Here is a 19,901-nt window from a genome sequence, read left to right as displayed (position 1 = left end):
ACCTAGGCCGAAGTCAAATCGTCGTGCAAGCGGTGCTAAAGACCGCCTTTGCTTTTGATCAAATCAACAACGTCCTGCACACCGTTGTTGTTTCGCAAAGATGCAAAGACATAAGGCCGCCCGCCGCGCATCTTTTGCGAGTCTCGATCCATCACTTCCAAGGAGGCGCCGACATAAGGTGCGAGGTCTGTTTTGTTGATCACAAGGATGTCCGAACGGGTTAGGGCAGGGCCACCCTTGCGCGGGATTTCTTCGCCTGCGGCCACGTCAATGACATAGACGGTCAGGTCCGCCAATTCCGGGCTAAACGTGGCGGAAAGGTTGTCGCCGCCAGACTCGATTAGAACAAGATCAAGTTCGGCGTGGCGTTCCCGCATTTCCGCAACCGCCGCGAGATTGATCGAGGCATCTTCGCGGATCGCCGTGTGCGGGCAGCCGCCGGTTTCCACGCCAATGATCCGATCGGATGGCAGGATTTGCATTCGCGTCAGCGCTTCTGCATCCTCCTGCGTGTAGATGTCATTGGTGATCACACCGACGGAATACTCAGCCTTCAGTTGTTCGGAGAGTTTTGCTGTAAGCGTCGTCTTGCCAGCCCCGACGGGACCGCCGATGCCAACGCGCAAAGGGCCATTCAATTTAGTCATGATTGAAACAGTCTAGGTTGTTGGGTTTCGTGTACCATCGACGCGACATCTGAGAGAAAGCAATTCGAATAGATGTCATCAAGGTCTGAATGAGCGACGTCTTGCGACAGCTCTGCGCAAAGTGGTGTTAGCTCCAGGAGGATCGTTTGCGCTGATGTCTGCCCGAGGGCCATCAGTCTTTGCGCCGCCAGCACGAGATTGCTAAGCACAGATTGTGCATAGATCGCGGTCAAGCTCTGCCCATCAAGGTCTTGTAACCGTGCCGCATAGCCAAGCGCCACGGGTAGCATCAGATCAGGCAGGTTGAGCTTCCATACCTCTCTGGTTGTTTTGGCAAAGGCCGTCCCTTGACGCTCCGCTTCTCTAATCCGCTCTTTTGAGGCGGCCAATGCGCGTGCGGTTGCGTTTAGATTGCGCACCGTGTCGTAATCTGTTGTTCCATAGGCGAGCGAGATCAGAATCGCGTCGTTGCGAATTGATCCTTGCTGAACCAAATCGGTGAGCCATTCTTTCAGGCTTTGGTCGTCTTCAATCCATCCCTGTGCAATCGCGGCTTCAATCCCATGGGACCACGCGAATGACCCAATCGGATAGGACGGCGACAGCCAATGAACCAGCGTCAGCAGTTTCGGATCAGTTGTCATGATGCGCTGAATGCCCATGTTCATGACTATGCGTGCGACCGTGGCCATAGGCCCCGCCTTCGGGAGTGAAGGGCTCGAAGACTTCTGTCACCGTCGCGCCGAGGTGTTCCAGCATATGACCGATGACCTTGTCCCGCTGGATCAGCAGGCGGTTTTCTTCAATCTGGCAGGGGGTGTGGCGATTGCCGATGTGCCATGCCAATTGCACCAAATCGCCGGTCACTTTGTAAAGCTCCTCTTCCGCAGCTATGACTTCGATCAACCGTCCATCTGTCAGCACAAATGCGTCGTGATCATTGATTGAGGTGGTCTGTTTCAGGTCGACCAGCAAGTTCTCATCATGCGCTGTTTTGACGACTTTTCGGCGTAAGAACCGCTCATCATAGGTCATGACGCATAGTTCAAAGCTGCCGGACCAATCGCCAGCGCGTTTGATGTCCTGGGCTACAAAATCCGGCATCAGAACAGGAAATACCGCTGCGCCATTGGCAATTCCGTCGCTGGTTGGCAGGTGAGGAGTTCGCCGTCGGCACGGACCTCGTAGGTTTCTGGGTTCACCTCAACCTCTGGCGTGGCGTCATTGAGTTTGAGGTCTTTCTTGCCGATGTTGCGTGTGTTCTTCACGGGCAAGGTGGACTTGGCCAAGCCAAGCCTATCGCCAATGCCATTTGCATAGGCCGCCTCGGACACGAAAACCACGGCGGAGTTTTCGACCGCTCGACCATAGGCACCAAACATTGGGCGGGAATAGACCGGCTGCGGCGTTGGGATCGAGGCGTTCGGGTCGCCCATTTGCGCACAGACGATGGAACCCCCGATCAGCACCATTTCCGGCTTTACACCAAAGAAAGCAGGCGACCATAGAACGAGGTCGGCGCGTTTGCCTTCCTCGATGCTGCCAATCTCAGTGCTTATGCCGTGGGCGATGGCAGGGTTGATCGTGTATTTTGCCACATAGCGGCGCACGCGCAGGTTGTCATTGTCGCCTGCTTCGTCCGCCAGACGCCCGCGCTGTTTCTTCATCTTATCCGCGGTCTGCCATGTGCGGATGATCACTTCGCCAACGCGGCCCATGGCCTGACTGTCGGATGCGATAATCGAAAAAGCGCCCATGTCGTGCAGGATATCTTCGGCAGCGATGGTTTCGCGGCGGATCCGGCTTTCAGCGAAGGCCACGTCTTCGGGGATGGATTTGTCGAGGTGGTGACAGACCATCAGCATGTCCAGGTGTTCCTCTACGGTGTTCACGGTGAAGGGCCGAGTTGGGTTGGTGGAGGATGGCAGGACATGATCCTCACCACAGATCTTGATGATGTCCGGTGCGTGCCCACCGCCTGCGCCTTCGGTGTGGAAGGCGTGGATCGTCCGGCCCTTCATCGCGGCGACGGTGTTTTCCACAAAGCCACTTTCGTTCAGGGTATCCGTATGGATCATCACCTGCACATCCATCGCATCAGCGACAGAGAGACAGCAGTCGATGGCGGCGGGCGTCGTGCCCCAATCCTCGTGAAGTTTTAGAGCGCAGGCGCCCGCGTTTACCTGTTCTTCCAATGCTGCAGGAAGCGACGCATTGCCCTTGCCTGCGAATGCGAGGTTCATCGGGAAGGCGTCTGCCGATTGGAGCATCTGGCCTATGTGCCAAGGGCCGGGGGTGCAGGTGGTAGCGAGTGTGCCATGCGCGGGACCGGTGCCGCCGCCCAACATGGTTGTCAGTCCGGAATGTAGTGCATCTTCGATCTGCTGCGGACAGATGTAGTGGATGTGGCTATCGAACCCACCCGCGGTGACAATACGGCCTTCACCCGCAATGGCCTCTGTCCCAGGGCCAACGATGATGTCAACCCCCGGTTGCGTGTCAGGGTTTCCGGCCTTCCCAATCTTGAGGATGCGCCCGTCTTTTAGGCCGATGTCTGCCTTATAGATCCCTGTATGATCAACAATTAGCGCATTGGTGATGACGGTATCGACGGCACCTGCAGTGTGGGTTATTTGGCTTTGCCCCATGCCATCGCGGATGACTTTCCCGCCGCCAAATTTAACTTCTTCACCGTACTGCAGCGTGTTCGCAACAGAAACTTCGGTCGCGGCTTGTGCAGAACGTTCGGCGATGAGGTCTCGTTCGACCTCGATAAGCAAATCTGTGTCGGCCAGGCGGAGCTTGTCCCCAACGGTGGGACCATACATGGCTGCATAATCAGAGCGGGAGATGGTTGCGGGCATTTAGAGATCCCCCATGACTTTTTGATTAAACCCAAATATCCGCTGTGCGCCGGAGATCGGAATTAGGTTCACTTCGCGGCGTTGCCCCGGCTCGAACCGAACAGCTGTTCCAGCTGCGATGTCCAATCGCATTCCATACGCTGCCTCTCGATCAAACTCCAAGGCAGGATTGGATTCGGCAAAGTGATAATGACTGCCCACCTGAATGGGGCGGTCGCCAGTGTTGGCGACCATCAAAACGGTCACCTCCACATCGGGGTTTAGGGTTAGGGTGCCGTCGGCGGGGAAAAGCTCTCCTGGTATCATGGTGGCCCTCAGCGGATTGGGTTGTGAACGGTGACAAGCTTGGTGCCGTCGGGAAAGGTGGCTTCGACCTGCACTTCGTGAATCATATCAGACACGCCATTCATGCATTGGTCGCGGGTGATAACCTGCGCCCCAGCCTGCATCATGTCAGCGACAGAGCGGCCATCGCGTGCGCCTTCGATCACTGCATCTGTGATCAAAGCAATCGCTTCGGGGTGGTTCAATTTGACCCCCCGCGCCAGCCGTTTGCGCGCAACTTCTGCAGCCATCGCGACCAACAGTTTGTCTTTTTCTCTGGGTGTCAGCTGCATGTGTTCAAAGCCTCCAAGTTTTTGGGAGTGTGTTTTGGCTGAGGAGATCAAGGATCGGCAAAAGCGCTTGGCGGAGCTCGAACCCATCGGATGCGAGCACACGGCCTACCATCACGTCGTCTTCAATCATAGTCGCCCCACCTGTTATTGGTAGATGGCTACGCACAGTATCGAGATGTGCTTCGGCGTCGGGGCCAATATAAATGAGATTCACCATTGCAAGGCAGCCTTGCGCGATGGCGCGTTGTGAAAGGGTATTTTTAAGGTCGTCTTCTAGTCGAACACGATCAAAATAGAGAAGTATCTGATCTCTGTAGATTGTGACCTGATCGAGAAATCGGCCTCGATTGACTGTTTCCTTCATGGCCGTACGGCCAAAGACCATCGGTTCGACGAATAGAAACTGCGCATCGCCCTGCATGTTGGCGGTGAGTGAACGTTCGATGTCACAGCCGTCAAACAATATCAGTTCTTGGGGGAGCCAATTGAGCCGCGCACCATCTTCGACTGACAGCGTTGTTTGCGTGACCGCTGAACCTGTCAGGGCGCGATAGCCGCGTTCCGCCGCTTGGGTAGAAAGAGTTAGGTTTGAGCCTTTTTGCGCCGTTGCTTCAAATTCGAAAATATCGCCGCTGGTCAGGCCGCCGGATGTGTTGATCAGGATCGCGGACAAGTCCTGATCAGTTCTCGGAAACAGCACGCGCAACGCGCCACTGCACCTGAAATCGTCGATAACGCTTCGGCCCTTGTATAGCTTCGAAGACAAAGCTCCTCGCCCTTCGGACCGCGGGATAATCTGTTCTAGTTCAACGTTTCGTCTTTTAGTGGCACCACGGGTTAACATTTTCGCACTCAAATTTCGATTTACCACTAAATCTCCCTCTGTCTTTTTTTAAAAGGATAGAAATTTAAGCCCTATCTCAATGAACAAAAAGCTAATGCTTATCTGGCAAGCGGCAAATCTAATTATGCTTATTTTTTAAGCACTTTTTTAATCAGTAGTTCGATGAGGCTGGTATCCGTTAGGGTCAGGATTCATTATCAGAAGATGATTTTGACTGCGAGATATATAGTGGATCGGAGTGTGTGGGCGCATCTGTCGTAACGCGCGGCTATGCGCCGCAATATTTACCAAAGTTTCTAAAGCAAGCACGTGAACATATTTTGCTCGAAGTAGTTTCCTGCCAAGCTCGTTCGTTCACCCCACTTGCTCAAAGGCTATTTGAAAGGCTTGTGTTCTTTAAAAATCTCCCGAAAAGTAACATGGCAAAAAGATAGTAAAACGCCATGGCTCCTGAACCAGTGAGCTTAGAATTGGCAAGGGGAGAAAGATCAAAATCATGAAGAATTTGTTTGGGATAACGACCGCTTTGGCGCTCACAGCGGCAGGTGCCGCAGCTGACACAAAGATCGGCATGATTACAACATTATCTGGCGGTGGTGCTGGGCTTGGCATTGATGTCCGCGACGGATTCATGCTGGCAATTGCGCAATCCGGTCGGGACGACATCGAGGTTGTGATCGAGGATGATCAACGCAAGCCAGACATCGCAGTCCAGCTTTCGGACAAGATGATCCAATCTGAGAAGGTCGACATAATGACCGGTATTATATGGTCAAACCTTGCAATGGCGGTAGTGCCTTCGGCGGTGAATCAAGACGTATTCTATCTGTCACCTAATGCCGGCCCGTCGGCGTTAGCCGGGGCCGGATGTCATGAGAATTACTTCAATGTTGCTTGGCAGAATGACAATCTGCACGAGGCCGCTGGTGCCTATGCCAATGGTGCAGGTTACAGCAACAGTTTCATCCTCGCTCCGAATTATCCTGCGGGTAAGGACGCGCTTACAGGCTACAAACGCTTTTTTGAAGGAGAACTGGCAGGGGAGCTTTATACAGAGCTTGGTCAAACGGACTACGCAGCTGAGATTGCTCAGATCCGCGCTTCTGGCGCTGACAGTGTATTCTTCTTCCTGCCCGGCGGGATGGGAATTTCTTTCCTGAAGCAATATTCTGACAGCGGGGTCGATTTGCCGGTTGTTGGTCCTGCGTTCAGTTTTGATCAAGGCATTTTGCAGGCCGTGGGTGCGGCAGCACTTGGTGTTGTCAACACATCGCAATGGAGCAAGGATATCGAAAACGCAACCAATGCCGCGTTTGTTGAGAGCTTCCAAACAGAGTACGGTCGTTTGCCATCGCTCTATGCAAGTCAGGGATTTGACACTGCGAACCTAATCTTGTCCGCCCTAAATATTGCAAACCCAGATGACGCCGATACGTTTCGTGAAGCACTTCGAGCAGCTAATTTTGACAGCACACGAGGTGATTTTATGTTTGGGCCGAACCATCACCCGGTTCAAACCATCTATGCTCGGGAAGTTGTTCAGGAAGGCGAAATCTTCACCAACAAGATCCTTGGAACTGCTCTCGAAAATCATGCGGATGCATATGCGGGTGACTGTAAAATGTAAGCATTTGGCCCCAAGGCACTACCTTGGGGCCGCCCCTTTGCCGTAGAAAAGGGCTCAGATCTTGGCTGAGCCGAAGTTTCCATTATGTCAGCAATCCTGGTCATCGAGCAGATCCTGAACGGTCTTCAATTCGGCATTATGCTGTTCTTGATGGCTGCGGGTCTCACCCTGATTTTTGGGGTTATGGGTTTGATCAATCTCGCGCATGGATCGCTTTACATGGTTGGTGCTTTTGCTGCGGCATCGGTAGCCGGCGCGACCGGATCTTTTCTATTGGCCCTAGTAGCTGCTTTTACCGTTGCTGCCTTTGCCGGTGCCATCGTGGAAATTGTGGTCATCCGGAGACTATACCGAGCAGCTCATCTGGACCAGGTGCTTGCTACCTTTGCATTGATTCTCATCTTTTCGGAGGGGACGCGTTGGGTCTTTGGTTCCTTCCCGCTTTTCCTTGATGTGCCGAGCTATCTCTCCGGCCCCGTTACCTTGCCAGGCGGGATCGAATATCCGCTTTACCGTCTGACTCTTATCGGCGTTGGACTTCTGGTTGCTCTCGGCCTTTGGTGGCTTACTGCGCGGACACGGATTGGTATTCAGATCCGAGCTGGCGAAAACGATCGGGAAATGATTGCTGCTCTTGGCGTTGATATTTCAAAACTCTATACCCTCGTATTTGCTTTGGGTGCTGCACTTGCCGGTTTGGCAGGTGCACTGGTGGGTGCCATTCAATCTGTTCAGGTTGGTATGGGGGAACCGGTTCTAATCCTTGCCTTTGTAGTCATTGTAATAGGCGGTATCGGTTCCATTAAAGGAGCGTTAATTGGGGCCATATTGGTTGGATTGACGGATACACTGGGCGGCATTTTCCTGCCTGAGTTTTTGAAGCTCTTCATGGAAAGTGGTGCAGCAACGCAAACCGGATCTGCGCTTGCTTCGATGGCAGTCTATATCTTGATGAGCGTCGTGCTGATTTGGCGTCCCACGGGGCTTTTTGGGGCGCGGCCATGATCCGGGAAGGTTACATCAACGCGATTGTCCTATTTGGGTTCCTCTTAATCCCAATCTGCGCACTGATTATCGAAGAGCCCTACACGATCACGCTTGCGACGCGGGCTGCGGTCTTGGCGCTGGCCGCCGTTGGTCTTAACATTGCGTTGGGCATTGGTGGGCTAGTCAGTCTTGGCCACGCGGTATTCTTCGGGCTCGGCGGATATGCCATGGGCATTCTGGCCTTTCACGCTCAAAACTATATTCCAGTAGAACTCGGTCCATTGACCATTAACGGTACTAAGTCAATGCCGATCATTTGGTTGACGGCTGTTCTGGTCTCCGCCTTCGCGGCACTGATCATCGGCCTCTTGTCGCTCCGTACGACGGGTGTCTACTTCATCATGATCACGTTGGCCTTCGGTCAGATGTTCTTTTTCTTTTCGATTTCGTGGAGCGCTTATGGCGGAGAGGACGGGCTATCGATTTATGTTCGCAATGTATTTCCGGGGGTCAATACACTTGTACCGATCCAGTTCTTTGGCCTATGTTTCACCGCCCTTTGTGTTGCGCTGTTCGTCCAATCGCGCTTACGGGCTTCGATATTCGGGCTTGTGCTTAATTCAGCGCGTCAAACCCCAGTGCGGGCTGAAACCGTTGGGTTGAACCCAATGCGATTGAAGCTTTTGGCTTTTGTGATTTCTGGCGCGATTACGGGATTAGCAGGAGCATTGTTTGCTGATCTCAATCGTTTTGTCAGCCCAACCATGTTCTCGTGGCAACTTTCGGGCGAACTTATCGTCTTGATTATCATTGGTGGGGTGGGGCGGTTGGCAGGTCCGGTGATTGGGTCGGCGTTATTTGTGACTTTGGAACACTTCCTGGGAGAATTTACAGACTTTTGGCATATTTGGCTTGGCTTGATTCTGCTTTTGATTGTTCTCTTCGCTCGAGGTGGCATTATCGGCATCTTGACCGGAAAAGATGGGCCGCATGTCTGAGCCAGTTTTAGCGACTCGCAATTTGTGTAAGACCTTCAATGCGCTTGTTGCGACTGATGATGTCTCCATCGATCTGAAGCCAGGTGAAATTCATGCGATCATCGGCCCAAACGGCGCGGGGAAGTCAACGCTGATCGGCCAGATTTGCGGTGGGATCAAGCCTGATGCTGGCAGCGTTCATTTGGGGGACTCCGATGTCACCAACTTCTCGACAGCCGAACGCGCGCAAGCTGGACTTGGCCGAACTTTTCAAATCTCTGCTTTGGCGATGGAAGATACGGTTCTTGAGAATGTGCTCCTCGGAGTGGTCGGTCGATCTGCAAAACCGTGGCGGTTTTGGTCGCCCGCTCTGAAAGCACGTGATTTGATTGAAAGTTCTATGGCTGCGTTAGAACGTGTAGGTCTGGCTGAGGTCTGTGATCAAGTGACTGCGAATCTTAGTCATGGTCAGCGGCGACAATTGGAGGTTGCCGTTGCTCTGGCTCTTACTCCAAAGGCATTCGTGATGGATGAGCCGATGGCTGGCCTTGGCGCAGAAGGATCCCACTCAATGACAGACTTTTTGTCCGAACTTCGACATGAAGCACCAATCCTTTTGGTAGAACACGATATGGATGCTGTTTTTGCATTGGCGGATCGAATTTCGGTTTTGGTATACGGACGTATCATTGCGTCTGGTTCCGTCGATGAGATTAAGGCCTCAAAAAAAGTCAGAGAAGCCTACCTAGGAGAAGAGACGTGAGTCTTCTGAGCTTGGAAAGTCTGACTGCGTCTTATGGTCCAGTTCCTGCGCTCTTTGGTGTTGATCTGGAACTAGGGGCTGGTGAGGTGATGTCGCTCATGGGTCGCAACGGCATGGGTAAAACGACCACCGTCAAAGCGATCTGTAGGATGATCAGCTCCAATGGTGGGCTGCATTTCAATGGCAACACTCTTCATAAGCTTCCTAGTCATCGGGTCGCTCGGCTTGGGATCGGTTTGGTTCCTGAAGGGCGCAGATGCTTTTATAACTTAACGGTTAAAGAAAATTTGATCGCTGCGGCAAGGACGGGACCTTGGGATCTCAAAACGGTTGGAGAGCTTTTTCCGCGGTTGGCGGAACGGCGCAATCAAGGTGCTGCTTTTCTTTCTGGAGGTGAGCAGCAGATGTTGGCTGTTGGTCGTGCATTGATGACGAACCCAAAACTCTTGATCCTTGATGAGGCGACCGAAGGCTTAGCACCAATCGTAAGGCAAGAAATTTGGGCTGCAATAAAGCGAATTAAATCGGAAACTGGGATGGCAATCATCCTGATCGACAAGAACTTAAAGGAAATGGCTGCTGTGTCTGACTATGCTGCGATTCTAACACGCGGAAAGACGGTATGGAGTGGTGCGATGCCAAGCCTAACAACCGAAATAACACAAAGGTATATTGGCGTTTAGATAGTGCTAGAGCTATGGAAGCTTCTTAGCCAAGCTTCCGTTTAAGCAGGCTACCAATGTTTGTGCATCAGTCGTCCGACTAGATTTCTATGAATTAAAAATCTCCAATTTAATTTTTGGTTTTTTGCCAGGATAAGAGCGTTTGTGTCTAAAAAGACCGCGAAAGCGAATGTCGTAATTGGATCACCGCTCAGCGCTAGAATGTTGAAAGTTAAATGACGGCTTTGGTTAAGTGACAATCTCAAAAGGATCTTGCAGCAAAGGATTGCTTCTCGTCTTTAATAACGATTTTCGTAGGCCACTCTGAAAGGCGGCTTGGGCGCACAGCCGATACCTGTCTCTCACCCATTTTATAGGCCATGACTCCAGGGTATGCCCAATGAAACATGACTTGCCGCCGAGGCTGCCTGATGTAGGGTCCAACGGAAACTACAAAGGGGGAGACAGATGAAACTTTTGCGGTTTGGAAACTCTGGGCAGGAAAAACCCGGTGTTTTGGACAGTTGTGGTCAAATTCGCGACCTATCTTCTTTGTTTGCTGACATCTCCGGAGAGACGCTGTCTACATTATCTCGTGCGAGTATATCGCAGAAAGACTTGGACGCTTTGCCAATCGTGTCTGACAACGTTCGGATTGGGCCTTGTATTGGCGATGTTGGAAAAATCATCTGCATTGGTCTGAATTACTCGGACCACGCCGCCGAAAGCGGGATGGATGTGCCGCCAGAGCCGATAATTTTCGCAAAAGCCACTAGCGCCATTTGCGGTCCAAATGATGATCTTGAGCTTCCTGTTGGTTCGGTTGCGACAGATTGGGAAGTCGAACTTGCCATCGTCATCGGCCGTCATGCAAAAAATGTGAACGAAGACGACGCGCTCGAATATGTCGCTGGCTACACGATTATGAATGACGTCAGCGAACGCGATTTTCAGCAGAAACGGTCAGGCCAATGGACTAAGGGTAAAAGCTGCGACACCTTTGGGCCACTTGGGCCTTACCTTGTAACGGCGGACGAGGTTCCTGATCCTCAAAACCTCGCCATGTGGTGTGAGGTGAACGGACATAGGTATCAGGATGGCTCAACCGCGACGATGGTTTATGGCGTACGCTATCTGGTATCTTACCTCAGCCAATTTATGTCGCTCCACCCCGGTGATGTGATCACGACGGGCACACCGCCCGGTGTCGGTATGGGGCATGATCCGCAGGTTTACCTAAAAGCCGGTGACACTGTTGAGGTAGGTATCGAAGGTTTCGGTAAGCAAAGCCAAAAGGTGGTGCAGGGCTAATGGGGCCTTTGGCTGGAAAGCGCGCTGTTGTCACTGCTGCAGGGCAGGGGATTGGAGCGGCAATTGCGCGACGTTTCAGTGAAGACGGCGCGGAGGTTTTCGCAAGTGATCTCGATCCTGTTTTGATGTCTGATCTTAATGCCCAAAGGACTGACAAATTGGACGTCACTGATGATGCAGCGGTGGAAGCTTATGCCGCAAAAGTTGGCGATGTTGACGTCCTTTGCAATGTTGCGGGCTTTGTCCACAATGGTACGGTTTTGGACGCAACAAATGAAGACTGGGATTTTTCTTTCAATCTTAACGTCAAATCCATGCACCGCATGATCCGCGCTTTTTTGCCGGGTATGTTGGCGCGCGGGACTGCTGACATTGGTGGGTCAATTATAAACATGTCCTCGGGTGCGTCTTCGATCAAAGGGGCGCCGTCGCGTTATATCTACGGCGCGACGAAGGCTGCGGTGATTGGTTTGACAAAGGCGGTCGCCGCTGATTTTGCCGGACAAAAGTTGCGGTGTAATGCCATTTGTCCGGGGACGGTTGATAGCCCGTCTTGGCGCGACCGAGTGGAGGCCATCGCGGATGAAGTTGGCGGTGTGGACGCGGCCGAGGCCCAGTTTGTTGCGCGTCAGCCGATGGGGCGTGTTGCGAGTGCTGATGAAATTGCGGCGATGGCAGTCTATCTCGCTTCTGACGAAAGTGCTTTCGTCACTGGGGCTGAATTTAAGATCGATGGCGGTTGGACAATTTAGACTGCGCTTAGTCGTTGTCTGAAATGCCAGCGCCGGCACCGAGCATCCGAGACTCCTCAGTCGCGGGAGCGTAGGTGCGGTGAGCGAACTTGTCGAGCGTTTCCCATGTCTCCCTTTGCGGACTCGCTCGGGAGACTGAAGTCATTAGTTTTGGTGACTTGGCCGTGGCTTTCACTTCAATAACCGACTTATTGCGCATCGGCTCGCCAGTAATTTCGAAAGCACTCTCGCTAACAATAACTGAGCATTTGCCAGCCTGAATCGCCAGTGGACGTTCAATCTGTGCTGATGCAAAAGCTGCGAAAGGGATCACCAGCGCTGGTTCGGCGACCGAACCGAAGGATGTCAGAGTGTCACCCAAGTTTTTTGCATTGTCCAAAATGAGGATACCCAATCGGATCGGGCAGTTTTTGGGATCAGGCTTCGCTAGCAGTAGCTGCGCAAGATGCTCGCACCCATTTACTCCGCGTTTGCACAACCACCTCACCGCTTTTCCTATATCTTCTGCTTCGCCCCACGAATAGTCGGCCCCTTTCGCGGCCTTTCGCGCTTGGGCTTCAACTTCGTTCATTGAAAGGTCCATTAAGCGACCTCTGGATAGATCCAAAAGTCGGCGTTTTCTACTGTCAGATCAGCGGGATACGGCGCACCGGAAAACATGCATATACGCACCCAGCGGTCGGAGCGTGGATCGAAATGAATGGCTCCAAAGAAAGACAATTTCGCGCGAAGCATATCAATCGGCAAAAGTTCTGCGCTGATCGTATTGTCACGGATTTCGGAATAGGGGGCGAGTGCACTCATTTGCGCGCGACGGATCGTGTGCCGGAAATGCGGGTGGTCTGCGAGGAATGCGCTGATGGGTGCATCCTTTGCGTAGGGTTTGAGAGCCCCAAATGCAGCTGCCGCATCGCGTGCCGGGGCCAAGGGCTGTTCATATTTGGCGATGGGTTCTTCAAACCGTTCGCCCAAGCGCGGCTCTAGCTTTTCTTCTGAGACATACCATGCTCGCGCATTTTCAGGCTGAGCTGTCCAATCGACGGACAAAGCCCATCCGAACGTATCGGTGATCAGTTGCCTTACGTTTTCAACAGGAATGGCGCCATCAATGTGGAAGCTCCGTTCAAAGTGATCCGACATGCAGCTACTCAGTCCATCAACCAGTTGAGCGTAGGGCTCCAAAACCAGTGAATTTAGAAACTCCTGACCTTCTTCGCTAAGCGTTTCGGCTGCCCATTTTAAAATGCTATCCCATGGGTAGGCGACGTCGAAATCCTGCGCGTCTAAGCGCGTTACTATTGAGGCGATGTCTGACTTTAGTTTGGACAATCGTTCCTTCTGGATTGGATGTTCTGATGTCCATTGATCAATTGAGTGGCGGCAGCGGTCGAAGAGGGACAGGAACAGGGCAATTTCTTCTTTCGATGCCTGAGCAACAGAACGGACGCGCGAGATTGCTTCCTCTCGTACCATGATCCAGTTGCTGAACAGGATTGGGTGGTTGATCAGGAATGGCGCCATGCCAAGCCCTGTTGAATTGCCGATACCAAGCTGTTTGGCGATGTCAGATGACAGAGGGGCAGCAGCATTGCCGCCCTTGGCGCGGGCCATATGCTCGACAAGGTCTTTGACGAAGGTGCGGATCAGATAGACTGTCAGCATTTCAACTTGGAACGGTGCTTTAAACTCTGATCGGTCTTCGATTGATTCGCGATCTGCGGCTCCGAACTTGCCAGAACCATAGACGGCGGTGGTACGCATCAGGTAGCCGACCTGCTGAATTTGTTCGAGGTCAGGTTGCTGACCATTTGAGAGCTGTTCAACGACATGCTCCCACAATCTGACCGAGCGGTTAGCGCGGGACATGGTGAGCTCTTTTTCAGTGATCCGACCGGCTTCTTGCACGGGCACGTTCTCGGATAGCCGTTGAATGTCGTCCCTCGTCGGCACCCCATCGAAGAGTGTAAAGGTTGCATCCCATGCGTTTGCAATCACGCGGTCGGAGCGGTCTTCGGGCGGCAGATCATGGGCGAAGGCGACAAGCGAATAACTGCGGTTGGGGGTCTTTGCGGAATAAACCGCATAGCCGACGCCGATTTCATCAATGTCAAACTCTGGTCGGCTGAACGTCCAGTCTTCCGATGCCATGCGCCGCATCAGAATCCGCATAAAGCTGAGCCTGGTTTGATGCAGCGACCCCAATCGCGACAAACGCATCACCACGTTCGGATCGCGACGTGGGATCAGAGGCGAGAGATCGTTCATGGGTGTGGCCCGAAGTTTTCAGAAAAGAATCGATACCAGTTTTGGCCCATGACGCCCGCGACCTCGGCTTCGTTCATGCCCACTTGCCGCAGGCCGTCTTCGATGTTGTCAAAGTGGCGATTGTCTTGGAACCACTCTGGCATAGGTGGAAAACCGGCGTCGGAAGCCGATCCTTCACCATAGTCAATTTTCTTCGTCCACCGGCCCACGCGCATCCATTCCACCACACTGTCAGGCTGATCTTGGCACAGGTCCGTGCCGATCCCCAAATGATCGACACCGAACTTATCAGCCGTTCGTGCGATCATCTCGCAAAAGCTCTCCAACGTGCAGTCTGTTTTGTCCTTCAAATGATGAGGGTAGACCGAAAAGCCCAACATGCCACAGTTTTGAGTGACCGCGCGAATAACGTCATCGGATTTGTTTCGGCGCGCAGGATGCCAGCGGTGCGGGTTCGCGTGAGTGATGGCGATGGGGCGGTCTGAATATTCCGCCGCTTCAATCGTGGATCGGTCGGCAGAATGGCTCATGTCGACGACAAGACCGACACGGTTCATTTCCTTGACCACCTGTTTGCCCATACGTGTAAGGCCGGTGTCTTCGACTTCATAGCATCCCGTCGCAAGGAGCGATTGGTTGTTGTAGGTCAGCTGCATGAAACGCGCGCCGAGCGTGTGCAGGATTTCAACCAACCCGATATCGTCTTCGATGGGTGAGGGGTTCTGGAACCCGAAGAACACTGCGGTACGGCTTGTTTCGCGGGCCACGTCTATGTCGCTGGCGCACTGCCCTTTCATAATCAGGTCAGGGTATTGTTCGAACCAGCGGTTCCACTTTTCAAAGTTCAGAACCGTTTCGCGAAAATTTTCGTGATAGGCGATGGTGACATGGATCGCGTCGACCTGCCCTTCGCGCAGTTGGCGAAAGATTTTTTCTGACCAATTGGCGTATTGCAGGCCGTCGATCCGCATCAGAACGGTGTTCCCGCGCTGATATAGGCGGTTTTGACGGTGGTATAGAATTCCGCAGCTGCCTTGCCCTGTTCACGCGGCCCGTAAGAGCTGTCGCCCCGACCACCGAAGGGGACGTGATAGTCCGTGCCCGCGGTTGGCAAGTTTATTGTTACGACACCCGTCTGCGCGTTGCGTCGGAAGTGTGTAGCACGGGCAAGGTTTTGCGTGACGATGCCCGAGGTGAGGCCAAAGTTGGTGTCGTTGACGGTTGCCAATGCTTCTTCATAGCTGTCGACTTTGATGACACTGGTCAGTGGCGCAAACATTTCTTCACGATTGATCCGCATGTCGTTTCGGGTGTTCAGGAACACACCTGGCGACATATAGTACCCGTCGTGCGGCAAATCGAGGCGCGCGCCGCCACAGGCCAATTCCGCACCTTCCGACTTGCCCAAGTCAACATAAGCGAGATTCTCATCGAGTTGCTGTTGGCTGACAACCGGCCCCATTTGGGTGCTGTCATCAAGCGCGTGCCCGACTTTCATTGCCGTTGCTCCGTCGACCAGTTTTTCAACGAAAGCATCATGGATAGAGGCATGAACGATAAGACGAGAGGACGCTGTACATTTTTGCCCTGTCCCACCGAACGCTCCTCCAAGCGCCAAGGCGACAGCCAGATCAAGATTGGCGTCGTTCATGACGGCAAGTGCGTTTTTCGACCCCATCTCCATCTGAACCTTTGTGAGGTTTTGAATGGCGTCACGGGCGATTTGTTTGCCCACCGGCACAGAGCCGGTGAAAGAAATCGCGTTGATCGATGGGCTTTCGACCAACTGCTGTCCAATCGTCCCGCCGGACCCCATAACAAGGCTGAAAAGCCCTTTTGGAATGTCTTGTCTCGCGATGATTTCTGTCAGGGCCACCGCAGATGCAGGTGTGATATTTGCAGGTTTCCAAACGACCGCGTTGCCATAGCAAAGCGCAGGTGCGATCTTCCATGATGCGGTTGCGGTCGGGAAGTTCCATGGGCTGATGACAGCGACGACACCGACAGGTTCGCGTCTGACATCAATTTCAACACCGTCCCGAACGCCATCCGCATTTTCGCCGATCTGGCGCAGGCATTCGGCAGCGTAATAGGCAAAGAACTGACCCGCCCGATAAACTTCGCCCTTGCCCTCGGCCAGTGGCTTGCCCTCTTCGCGGGACAAAAGCGTGCCAAGCTCTTCGGCGCGGGCCATCAATTCGTTCCCAATGTTCATCAGGATCGCTTGCCGACGTTCCAAACCGTACTGTGCCCATTCTCTCTGAGCTGTTTGCGCCTGTGCCAAGGTCGTGTTCAGTTGGCTGCTGTTTGCCTGACTAAACTGACCGATGACATCGCTCAGATCAGAAGGATTGCGATTCTCGATTTCGCTTTCACCTGCAAGCCATTCGCCTGCGATTAGGTTCAGATGTGTCAAGGGGGCCTCTTTCATTGGGTATGACCACACATTGGACTTTCACTATGTTGTCAGTCAAACTTAAATAGTTGAAGTTAGGTTCAGAGAAATTGAAGTAAGTCATTTGAAAATTGAAACCTTAAAGACATTTGTTGAAGTCGCGCAATCCGGCTCACTTGCGACAGCGGCTGCGCGTCTTGGGCGGACACCCTCTGCCGTTTCAATGAGCTTAAAGCTTTTTGAAACTGATCTGGGGCAAAAACTTTTTGAGGGGGAAAGGAAAGACAGGCTTTCACCCTTTGGGAAAGATGTGTTTGATTTGGCAATCCGGCAAATCAAACAGTTTGATGCGACAGTAGACGCGATCGAGGCTCGCGCGTCGTCTGAGCATGGATTGCTGCGTATTTCGTCAATCCCTTCTGTGGCGGCTTCTGTGTTCCCGACGCTTTTGGACCAGCTTACGGTGGAGTTTCCGGGCGTTAGACTTGATTTGCGTGATGCCGATAGCGCACAGGTCTTGGCTGCTTTACGCGATGGTGTTGCTGACATTGGTATTGCTTCCGGTTCACAATATTTCAATGGGCTGACGTCTAGCGTTTTGTTTCAGGACCGGTTTGGGCTTGTGATCTCGGCCAACCACCCGCTGCACCAATCAGGTCAAGATGCAACTATCAATGGTGTCTTTTCATTCCCGTTCATTAGAAACGAACTTTGCGATCATATAAAGACCGAGGCTGTTCGTGATTTGACCAGTGCAGCGCCGGTGACGATCCGAAATACCCAATCGCTTGTCGCTCTCATTCAAACAGGACGGTGGCTCTCGATTCTGCCGCAATCAGTTGTAAGCATATTGCCTTATGATTGCGTTTTTTTACCGATAGATGGGTTCAATGATGTTCGGGACGTTTGCTTGTACCGGCAGCAAGAGACCCAATACCCAGAGTTGTTGACCCATTGCACAGCCTTGATCGAAAGGCAGTTTTCCAGTGCCTAAAATACCGTTGAGTATTTGATTAGATTTAATAATTCTTTTTCGTCATTGATAAACTGTTGAGACGGAAAATAGTTTGACCATAATAGGTATCCTATTTCGTAAATTTAATGAGTTTGTCGAAGAACAACCCGGCGGGTGTGAAGCCTTCTTTGGTCAGGAAATTGCACTCACCCCGATGATCATGTGAATATCAAATTGTCCAGTTCTTCTTGCTGTGTTCTGCCATCGACGTTGATTTTGTTTTGATACCTACTCAGGAAACTTAAGGAGTATTCTAAACAAAGAGGATTAACAGTAGCCGAGCATAAAAAGTTTCGGGTTCTATATGATCAGAAAAGGTAAGTAATTTGCCTTCTACGGGAACCAAAAAAGTTCATCTGGTCCGTCAAGTGGTGATTTACAAGTGGGTACTGAAGGGTCAATGGTTTCTTCGAAAACAGGCTTACCGAATAGCCAAATTAGCTGTTAGAAATAGGTCCAAAATGACAAAGCGAACAGGTGGCGTGCTCTTAGTTGATTGTCTGCGTGCGCTTGGAGCTCGGCATAGCTTTGGCGTGCCAGGTGAAAGCTATCTCGCAATACTCGATGCATTGTACGACACAAGCAGTACGCATGGTGAGGCAAAAGCTTCTCTGGATTTCACCCTTTGCCGGAATGAAGGCGGGGCATCATTCATGGCGGCCGCGTACGGAAAGCTAACAGGCGCGCCGGGGATTTGTTTTGTCACCCGCGGACCTGGTGCCACAAATGCTTCGATCGGTGTGCATACCGCAATGCAGGACAGCTCTCCGATGATCTTGTTTGTGGGGCAGGTTGGCACCGACATGATGGAGCGTGAAGCCTTTCAGGAGGTAAACTATCGGGCCTATTTCGGGTCGATTGCAAAATGGGCCACTGAGATTGAACAAGTGGCCCGTATTCCAGAGATCATTGCGCGTGCGTGGCATACAGCGGTGACGGGTCGACCTGGTCCTGTTGTCGTCGCCTTGCCTGAGGATATGCTGACGGATGTTAGCTCGGCGGAACCATTGCGTGGCCCGGCAAAACAGAGCGAAGCGGCGCCAACCGAAGAAGCCATCGCTGAGACACGACGGATTTTGGAAAGTGCGAAGCGGCCGTTGATTTTTTACGGCGGCTGCAATTGGACGTCTGACGGTAGTAAGGCGTTACAGTCTTTTGCCGAGGCAAGTGATATTCCCGTCTTGTCGGTCTTCCGATACCAAGATCAGTTCGATAATCATTCTCCGTCTTTTTGCGGAGAAGCAGGCGTAGGCATGTCTCCCGCCATCCAAGATATGATGCGAGAGGCTGATGTCATCTTGGCCATCAACGCAAGGTTCGGTGAAAACTCCACACTCGGTTACTCGTTGCTGGATGTTCCGCAGCCAAAGCAAAGGATCATCCATGTACATGGCTCGGATCGTGAACTGGGTAAGGTGTATGTGCCCGAGCTTGCGATCCACGCTGGTCCGAATGCCTTTGCCGCCGCTATGGCAAAAAATCCAGTTTCCTGTGACTGGTCCGAATGGCGATCTGCTTCTCGGGCAGGCTATGAATCTGGGTTCGAATTGCCTGACCTGCCGAGCCCAGTGGATATGGGCAAGGTGAGCACATTTCTGCGCGACCGTTTGCCAAAAGACACTATTCTTACAAATGGGGCGGGGAACTTCACGGTTTGGCCGAACAAATTTTTCAAGTTTGGACCTAATCAAAGACTTTTGGCCCCACAAGCCGGAGCGATGGGGTACGGTTTGCCAGCGGCAATCGCGGCTAAGACGGTTCATCCCGAACGCACAGTGGTTTGTTTCGCCGGCGACGGTGATTTCCAGATGAACTGTCAGGAGCTTGGGAGTGCGATGCAGTCAGGGGCTCAGCCGATAGTCCTTATCCTGAACAACGGCACCTACGGCACCATTCGTATGCACCAAGAGAAGACCTATCCAGAGCGGGTATCAGGCACCACCTTGGAGAACCCTGACTTTGTGATGCTTGCTAAGTCTTATGGTTATCATGCGGAACGGGTTGAAAGCACTGAGGATTTCGAGTCCGCCTTTGAAAGAGCATTAGCTTCTGAAACAGGCGCAGTTCTCGATCTGAACGTCTCCTCAGAAGCGTTAACACCTCGTCAATCGCTCAGCCAGATGCGTGAGGTTGCAAAAAGTACTCAAGCATAACCGAGAAACGAGTTAATCAATC

The 19,901-nt window shown here is 52.5% G+C and carries 20 protein-coding genes; 9 read left to right on the top strand and 11 right to left on the bottom strand.

Annotated features, from left to right (window positions below; translation table 11 throughout):
- Nucleotides 1-35 precede the first annotated feature (35 nt).
- From ureG to BUA85_RS16175, 7 genes are read right to left on the bottom strand one after another with little or no spacing between them, the layout of a single operon-like run.
- The gene (gene ureG / locus BUA85_RS16205) at nt 36-647 is read right to left on the bottom strand and encodes an urease accessory protein UreG (protein WP_072902955.1); all 612 of its coding nucleotides are present in this window, start codon (nt 645-647) and stop codon (nt 36-38) included.
- On the bottom strand, nt 644-1,339 hold the full coding sequence (locus tag BUA85_RS16200) for an urease accessory protein UreF (RefSeq protein WP_242649082.1): 696 nt from the start codon (nt 1,337-1,339) through the stop codon (nt 644-646). The genes ureG and BUA85_RS16200 overlap by 4 nt, the downstream gene beginning before the upstream one ends.
- Nucleotides 1,281-1,751 carry an urease accessory protein UreE gene (locus tag BUA85_RS16195; protein WP_072902954.1) on the bottom strand — a complete coding sequence of 157 codons (471 nt, stop codon included), beginning with the start codon at nt 1,749-1,751 and terminating at the stop codon, nt 1,281-1,283. The genes BUA85_RS16200 and BUA85_RS16195 overlap by 59 nt, the downstream gene beginning before the upstream one ends.
- Nucleotides 1,751-3,511, bottom strand: coding sequence for an urease subunit alpha (gene ureC, locus BUA85_RS16190; protein ID WP_072902952.1), 1,761 nt, complete (start codon nt 3,509-3,511; stop codon nt 1,751-1,753). The genes BUA85_RS16195 and ureC overlap by 1 nt, the downstream gene beginning before the upstream one ends.
- Nucleotides 3,512-3,817 (bottom strand): urease subunit beta, encoded by a 306-nt coding sequence (locus BUA85_RS16185; RefSeq protein WP_072902950.1) that lies wholly within the window; start codon nt 3,815-3,817, stop codon nt 3,512-3,514.
- Nucleotides 3,818-3,825: 8 nt separating this feature from the next.
- On the bottom strand, nt 3,826-4,128 hold the full coding sequence (locus tag BUA85_RS16180; RefSeq protein ID WP_072902948.1) for an urease subunit gamma: 303 nt from the start codon (nt 4,126-4,128) through the stop codon (nt 3,826-3,828).
- A gap of 4 nt (nt 4,129-4,132) precedes the next feature.
- Nucleotides 4,133-4,828: an urease accessory protein UreD gene (locus BUA85_RS16175; RefSeq protein ID WP_242649081.1), complete on the bottom strand. Its 696-nt coding sequence runs from the start codon at nt 4,826-4,828 to the stop codon at nt 4,133-4,135.
- Nucleotides 4,829-5,468: 640 nt separating this feature from the next.
- Here BUA85_RS16175 and BUA85_RS16170 point away from each other — a divergent pair.
- The 7 genes from BUA85_RS16170 (at nt 5,469) to BUA85_RS16140 (ending at nt 12,051) form a co-directional block, all read left to right on the top strand.
- Entirely contained in the window at nt 5,469-6,599 is a 1,131-nt protein-coding gene (locus BUA85_RS16170) for an ABC transporter substrate-binding protein (protein ID WP_072902945.1), read from the top strand.
- An 84-nt stretch (nt 6,600-6,683) separates the two neighbouring features.
- Nucleotides 6,684-7,604 (top strand): branched-chain amino acid ABC transporter permease, encoded by a 921-nt coding sequence (locus BUA85_RS16165; RefSeq protein WP_072902943.1) that lies wholly within the window; start codon nt 6,684-6,686, stop codon nt 7,602-7,604.
- Nucleotides 7,601-8,584, top strand: coding sequence for a branched-chain amino acid ABC transporter permease (locus BUA85_RS16160; protein ID WP_072902941.1), 984 nt, complete (start codon nt 7,601-7,603; stop codon nt 8,582-8,584). Before BUA85_RS16165 ends, BUA85_RS16160 begins: the two co-directional genes overlap by 4 nt.
- Nucleotides 8,577-9,326: an ABC transporter ATP-binding protein gene (locus BUA85_RS16155; protein WP_072902989.1), complete on the top strand. Its 750-nt coding sequence runs from the start codon at nt 8,577-8,579 to the stop codon at nt 9,324-9,326. The genes BUA85_RS16160 and BUA85_RS16155 overlap by 8 nt, the downstream gene beginning before the upstream one ends.
- Nucleotides 9,323-10,009, top strand: coding sequence for an ABC transporter ATP-binding protein (locus BUA85_RS16150; protein ID WP_072902939.1), 687 nt, complete (start codon nt 9,323-9,325; stop codon nt 10,007-10,009). Before BUA85_RS16155 ends, BUA85_RS16150 begins: the two co-directional genes overlap by 4 nt.
- Nucleotides 10,010-10,456: 447 nt before the next feature.
- Nucleotides 10,457-11,299, top strand: coding sequence for a fumarylacetoacetate hydrolase family protein (locus tag BUA85_RS16145; protein WP_072902938.1), 843 nt, complete (start codon nt 10,457-10,459; stop codon nt 11,297-11,299).
- Nucleotides 11,299-12,051 carry an SDR family oxidoreductase gene (locus BUA85_RS16140; protein ID WP_072902936.1) on the top strand — a complete coding sequence of 251 codons (753 nt, stop codon included), beginning with the start codon at nt 11,299-11,301 and terminating at the stop codon, nt 12,049-12,051. Before BUA85_RS16145 ends, BUA85_RS16140 begins: the two co-directional genes overlap by 1 nt.
- Nucleotides 12,052-12,058: 7 nt before the next feature.
- Here BUA85_RS16140 and BUA85_RS16135 read toward each other — a convergent pair whose 3' ends face one another.
- The 4 genes from BUA85_RS16135 to BUA85_RS16120 are packed head-to-tail and all read right to left on the bottom strand — an operon-like array spanning nt 12,059 to nt 16,747.
- A complete protein-coding gene (locus BUA85_RS16135; RefSeq protein WP_165611633.1) occupies nt 12,059-12,622 on the bottom strand; it encodes a DUF3726 domain-containing protein in 564 nt (187 codons plus the stop codon).
- An 11-nt stretch (nt 12,623-12,633) separates the two neighbouring features.
- The gene (locus BUA85_RS16130) at nt 12,634-14,316 is read right to left on the bottom strand and encodes a hypothetical protein (RefSeq protein ID WP_072902932.1); all 1,683 of its coding nucleotides are present in this window, start codon (nt 14,314-14,316) and stop codon (nt 12,634-12,636) included.
- A complete protein-coding gene (locus BUA85_RS16125; protein ID WP_072902930.1) occupies nt 14,313-15,287 on the bottom strand; it encodes a membrane dipeptidase in 975 nt (324 codons plus the stop codon). The genes BUA85_RS16130 and BUA85_RS16125 overlap by 4 nt, the downstream gene beginning before the upstream one ends.
- Nucleotides 15,287-16,747, bottom strand: a complete 1,461-nt coding sequence (locus BUA85_RS16120; RefSeq protein WP_072902928.1) for an aldehyde dehydrogenase family protein — start codon at nt 16,745-16,747, stop codon at nt 15,287-15,289. Before BUA85_RS16120 ends, BUA85_RS16125 begins: the two co-directional genes overlap by 1 nt.
- 88 nt (nt 16,748-16,835) lie before the next feature.
- Here BUA85_RS16120 and BUA85_RS16115 point away from each other — a divergent pair, with 88 nt between their 5' ends.
- Entirely contained in the window at nt 16,836-17,705 is an 870-nt protein-coding gene (locus BUA85_RS16115; RefSeq protein ID WP_072902927.1) for a LysR family transcriptional regulator, read from the top strand.
- A 482-nt stretch (nt 17,706-18,187) separates the two neighbouring features.
- Entirely contained in the window at nt 18,188-19,879 is a 1,692-nt protein-coding gene (locus tag BUA85_RS16110) for a thiamine pyrophosphate-binding protein (protein ID WP_072902925.1), read from the top strand.
- Nucleotides 19,880-19,901 lie beyond the last annotated feature (22 nt).

The organism is Cognatiyoonia sediminum (genome assembly GCF_900129845.1).
Taxonomy (GTDB): Bacteria; Pseudomonadota; Alphaproteobacteria; order Rhodobacterales; family Rhodobacteraceae; genus Cognatiyoonia; species Cognatiyoonia sediminum.
Note: the sequence above shows the minus strand (reverse complement) of the source record. Positions and strands in the feature narration are given on the sequence as shown.

What these genes read in the sequence shown, in the direction of transcription:
- ureG (WP_072902955.1), bottom strand. Translation starts at nt 647, where the DNA reads ATGACTAAATTGAATGGCCCTTTGCGCGTTGGCATCGGCGGTCCCGTC.
- BUA85_RS16200 (WP_242649082.1), bottom strand. Translation starts at nt 1,339, where the DNA reads ATGGCCACGGTCGCACGCATAGTCATGAACATGGGCATTCAGCGCATC.
- BUA85_RS16195 (WP_072902954.1), bottom strand. Translation starts at nt 1,751, where the DNA reads ATGCCGGATTTTGTAGCCCAGGACATCAAACGCGCTGGCGATTGGTCC.
- ureC (WP_072902952.1), bottom strand. Translation starts at nt 3,511, where the DNA reads ATGCCCGCAACCATCTCCCGCTCTGATTATGCAGCCATGTATGGTCCC.
- BUA85_RS16185 (WP_072902950.1), bottom strand. Translation starts at nt 3,817, where the DNA reads ATGATACCAGGAGAGCTTTTCCCCGCCGACGGCACCCTAACCCTAAAC.
- BUA85_RS16180 (WP_072902948.1), bottom strand. Translation starts at nt 4,128, where the DNA reads ATGCAGCTGACACCCAGAGAAAAAGACAAACTGTTGGTCGCGATGGCT.
- BUA85_RS16170 (WP_072902945.1), top strand. Translation starts at nt 5,469, where the DNA reads ATGAAGAATTTGTTTGGGATAACGACCGCTTTGGCGCTCACAGCGGCA.
- BUA85_RS16165 (WP_072902943.1), top strand. Translation starts at nt 6,684, where the DNA reads ATGTCAGCAATCCTGGTCATCGAGCAGATCCTGAACGGTCTTCAATTC.
- BUA85_RS16160 (WP_072902941.1), top strand. Translation starts at nt 7,601, where the DNA reads ATGATCCGGGAAGGTTACATCAACGCGATTGTCCTATTTGGGTTCCTC.
- BUA85_RS16155 (WP_072902989.1), top strand. Translation starts at nt 8,577, where the DNA reads ATGTCTGAGCCAGTTTTAGCGACTCGCAATTTGTGTAAGACCTTCAAT.
- BUA85_RS16145 (WP_072902938.1), top strand. Translation starts at nt 10,457, where the DNA reads ATGAAACTTTTGCGGTTTGGAAACTCTGGGCAGGAAAAACCCGGTGTT.
- BUA85_RS16140 (WP_072902936.1), top strand. Translation starts at nt 11,299, where the DNA reads ATGGGGCCTTTGGCTGGAAAGCGCGCTGTTGTCACTGCTGCAGGGCAG.
- BUA85_RS16135 (WP_165611633.1), bottom strand. Translation starts at nt 12,622, where the DNA reads ATGAACGAAGTTGAAGCCCAAGCGCGAAAGGCCGCGAAAGGGGCCGAC.
- BUA85_RS16130 (WP_072902932.1), bottom strand. Translation starts at nt 14,316, where the DNA reads ATGAACGATCTCTCGCCTCTGATCCCACGTCGCGATCCGAACGTGGTG.
- BUA85_RS16125 (WP_072902930.1), bottom strand. Translation starts at nt 15,287, where the DNA reads ATGCGGATCGACGGCCTGCAATACGCCAATTGGTCAGAAAAAATCTTT.
- BUA85_RS16120 (WP_072902928.1), bottom strand. Translation starts at nt 16,747, where the DNA reads ATGAAAGAGGCCCCCTTGACACATCTGAACCTAATCGCAGGCGAATGG.
- BUA85_RS16110 (WP_072902925.1), top strand. Translation starts at nt 18,188, where the DNA reads ATGACAAAGCGAACAGGTGGCGTGCTCTTAGTTGATTGTCTGCGTGCG.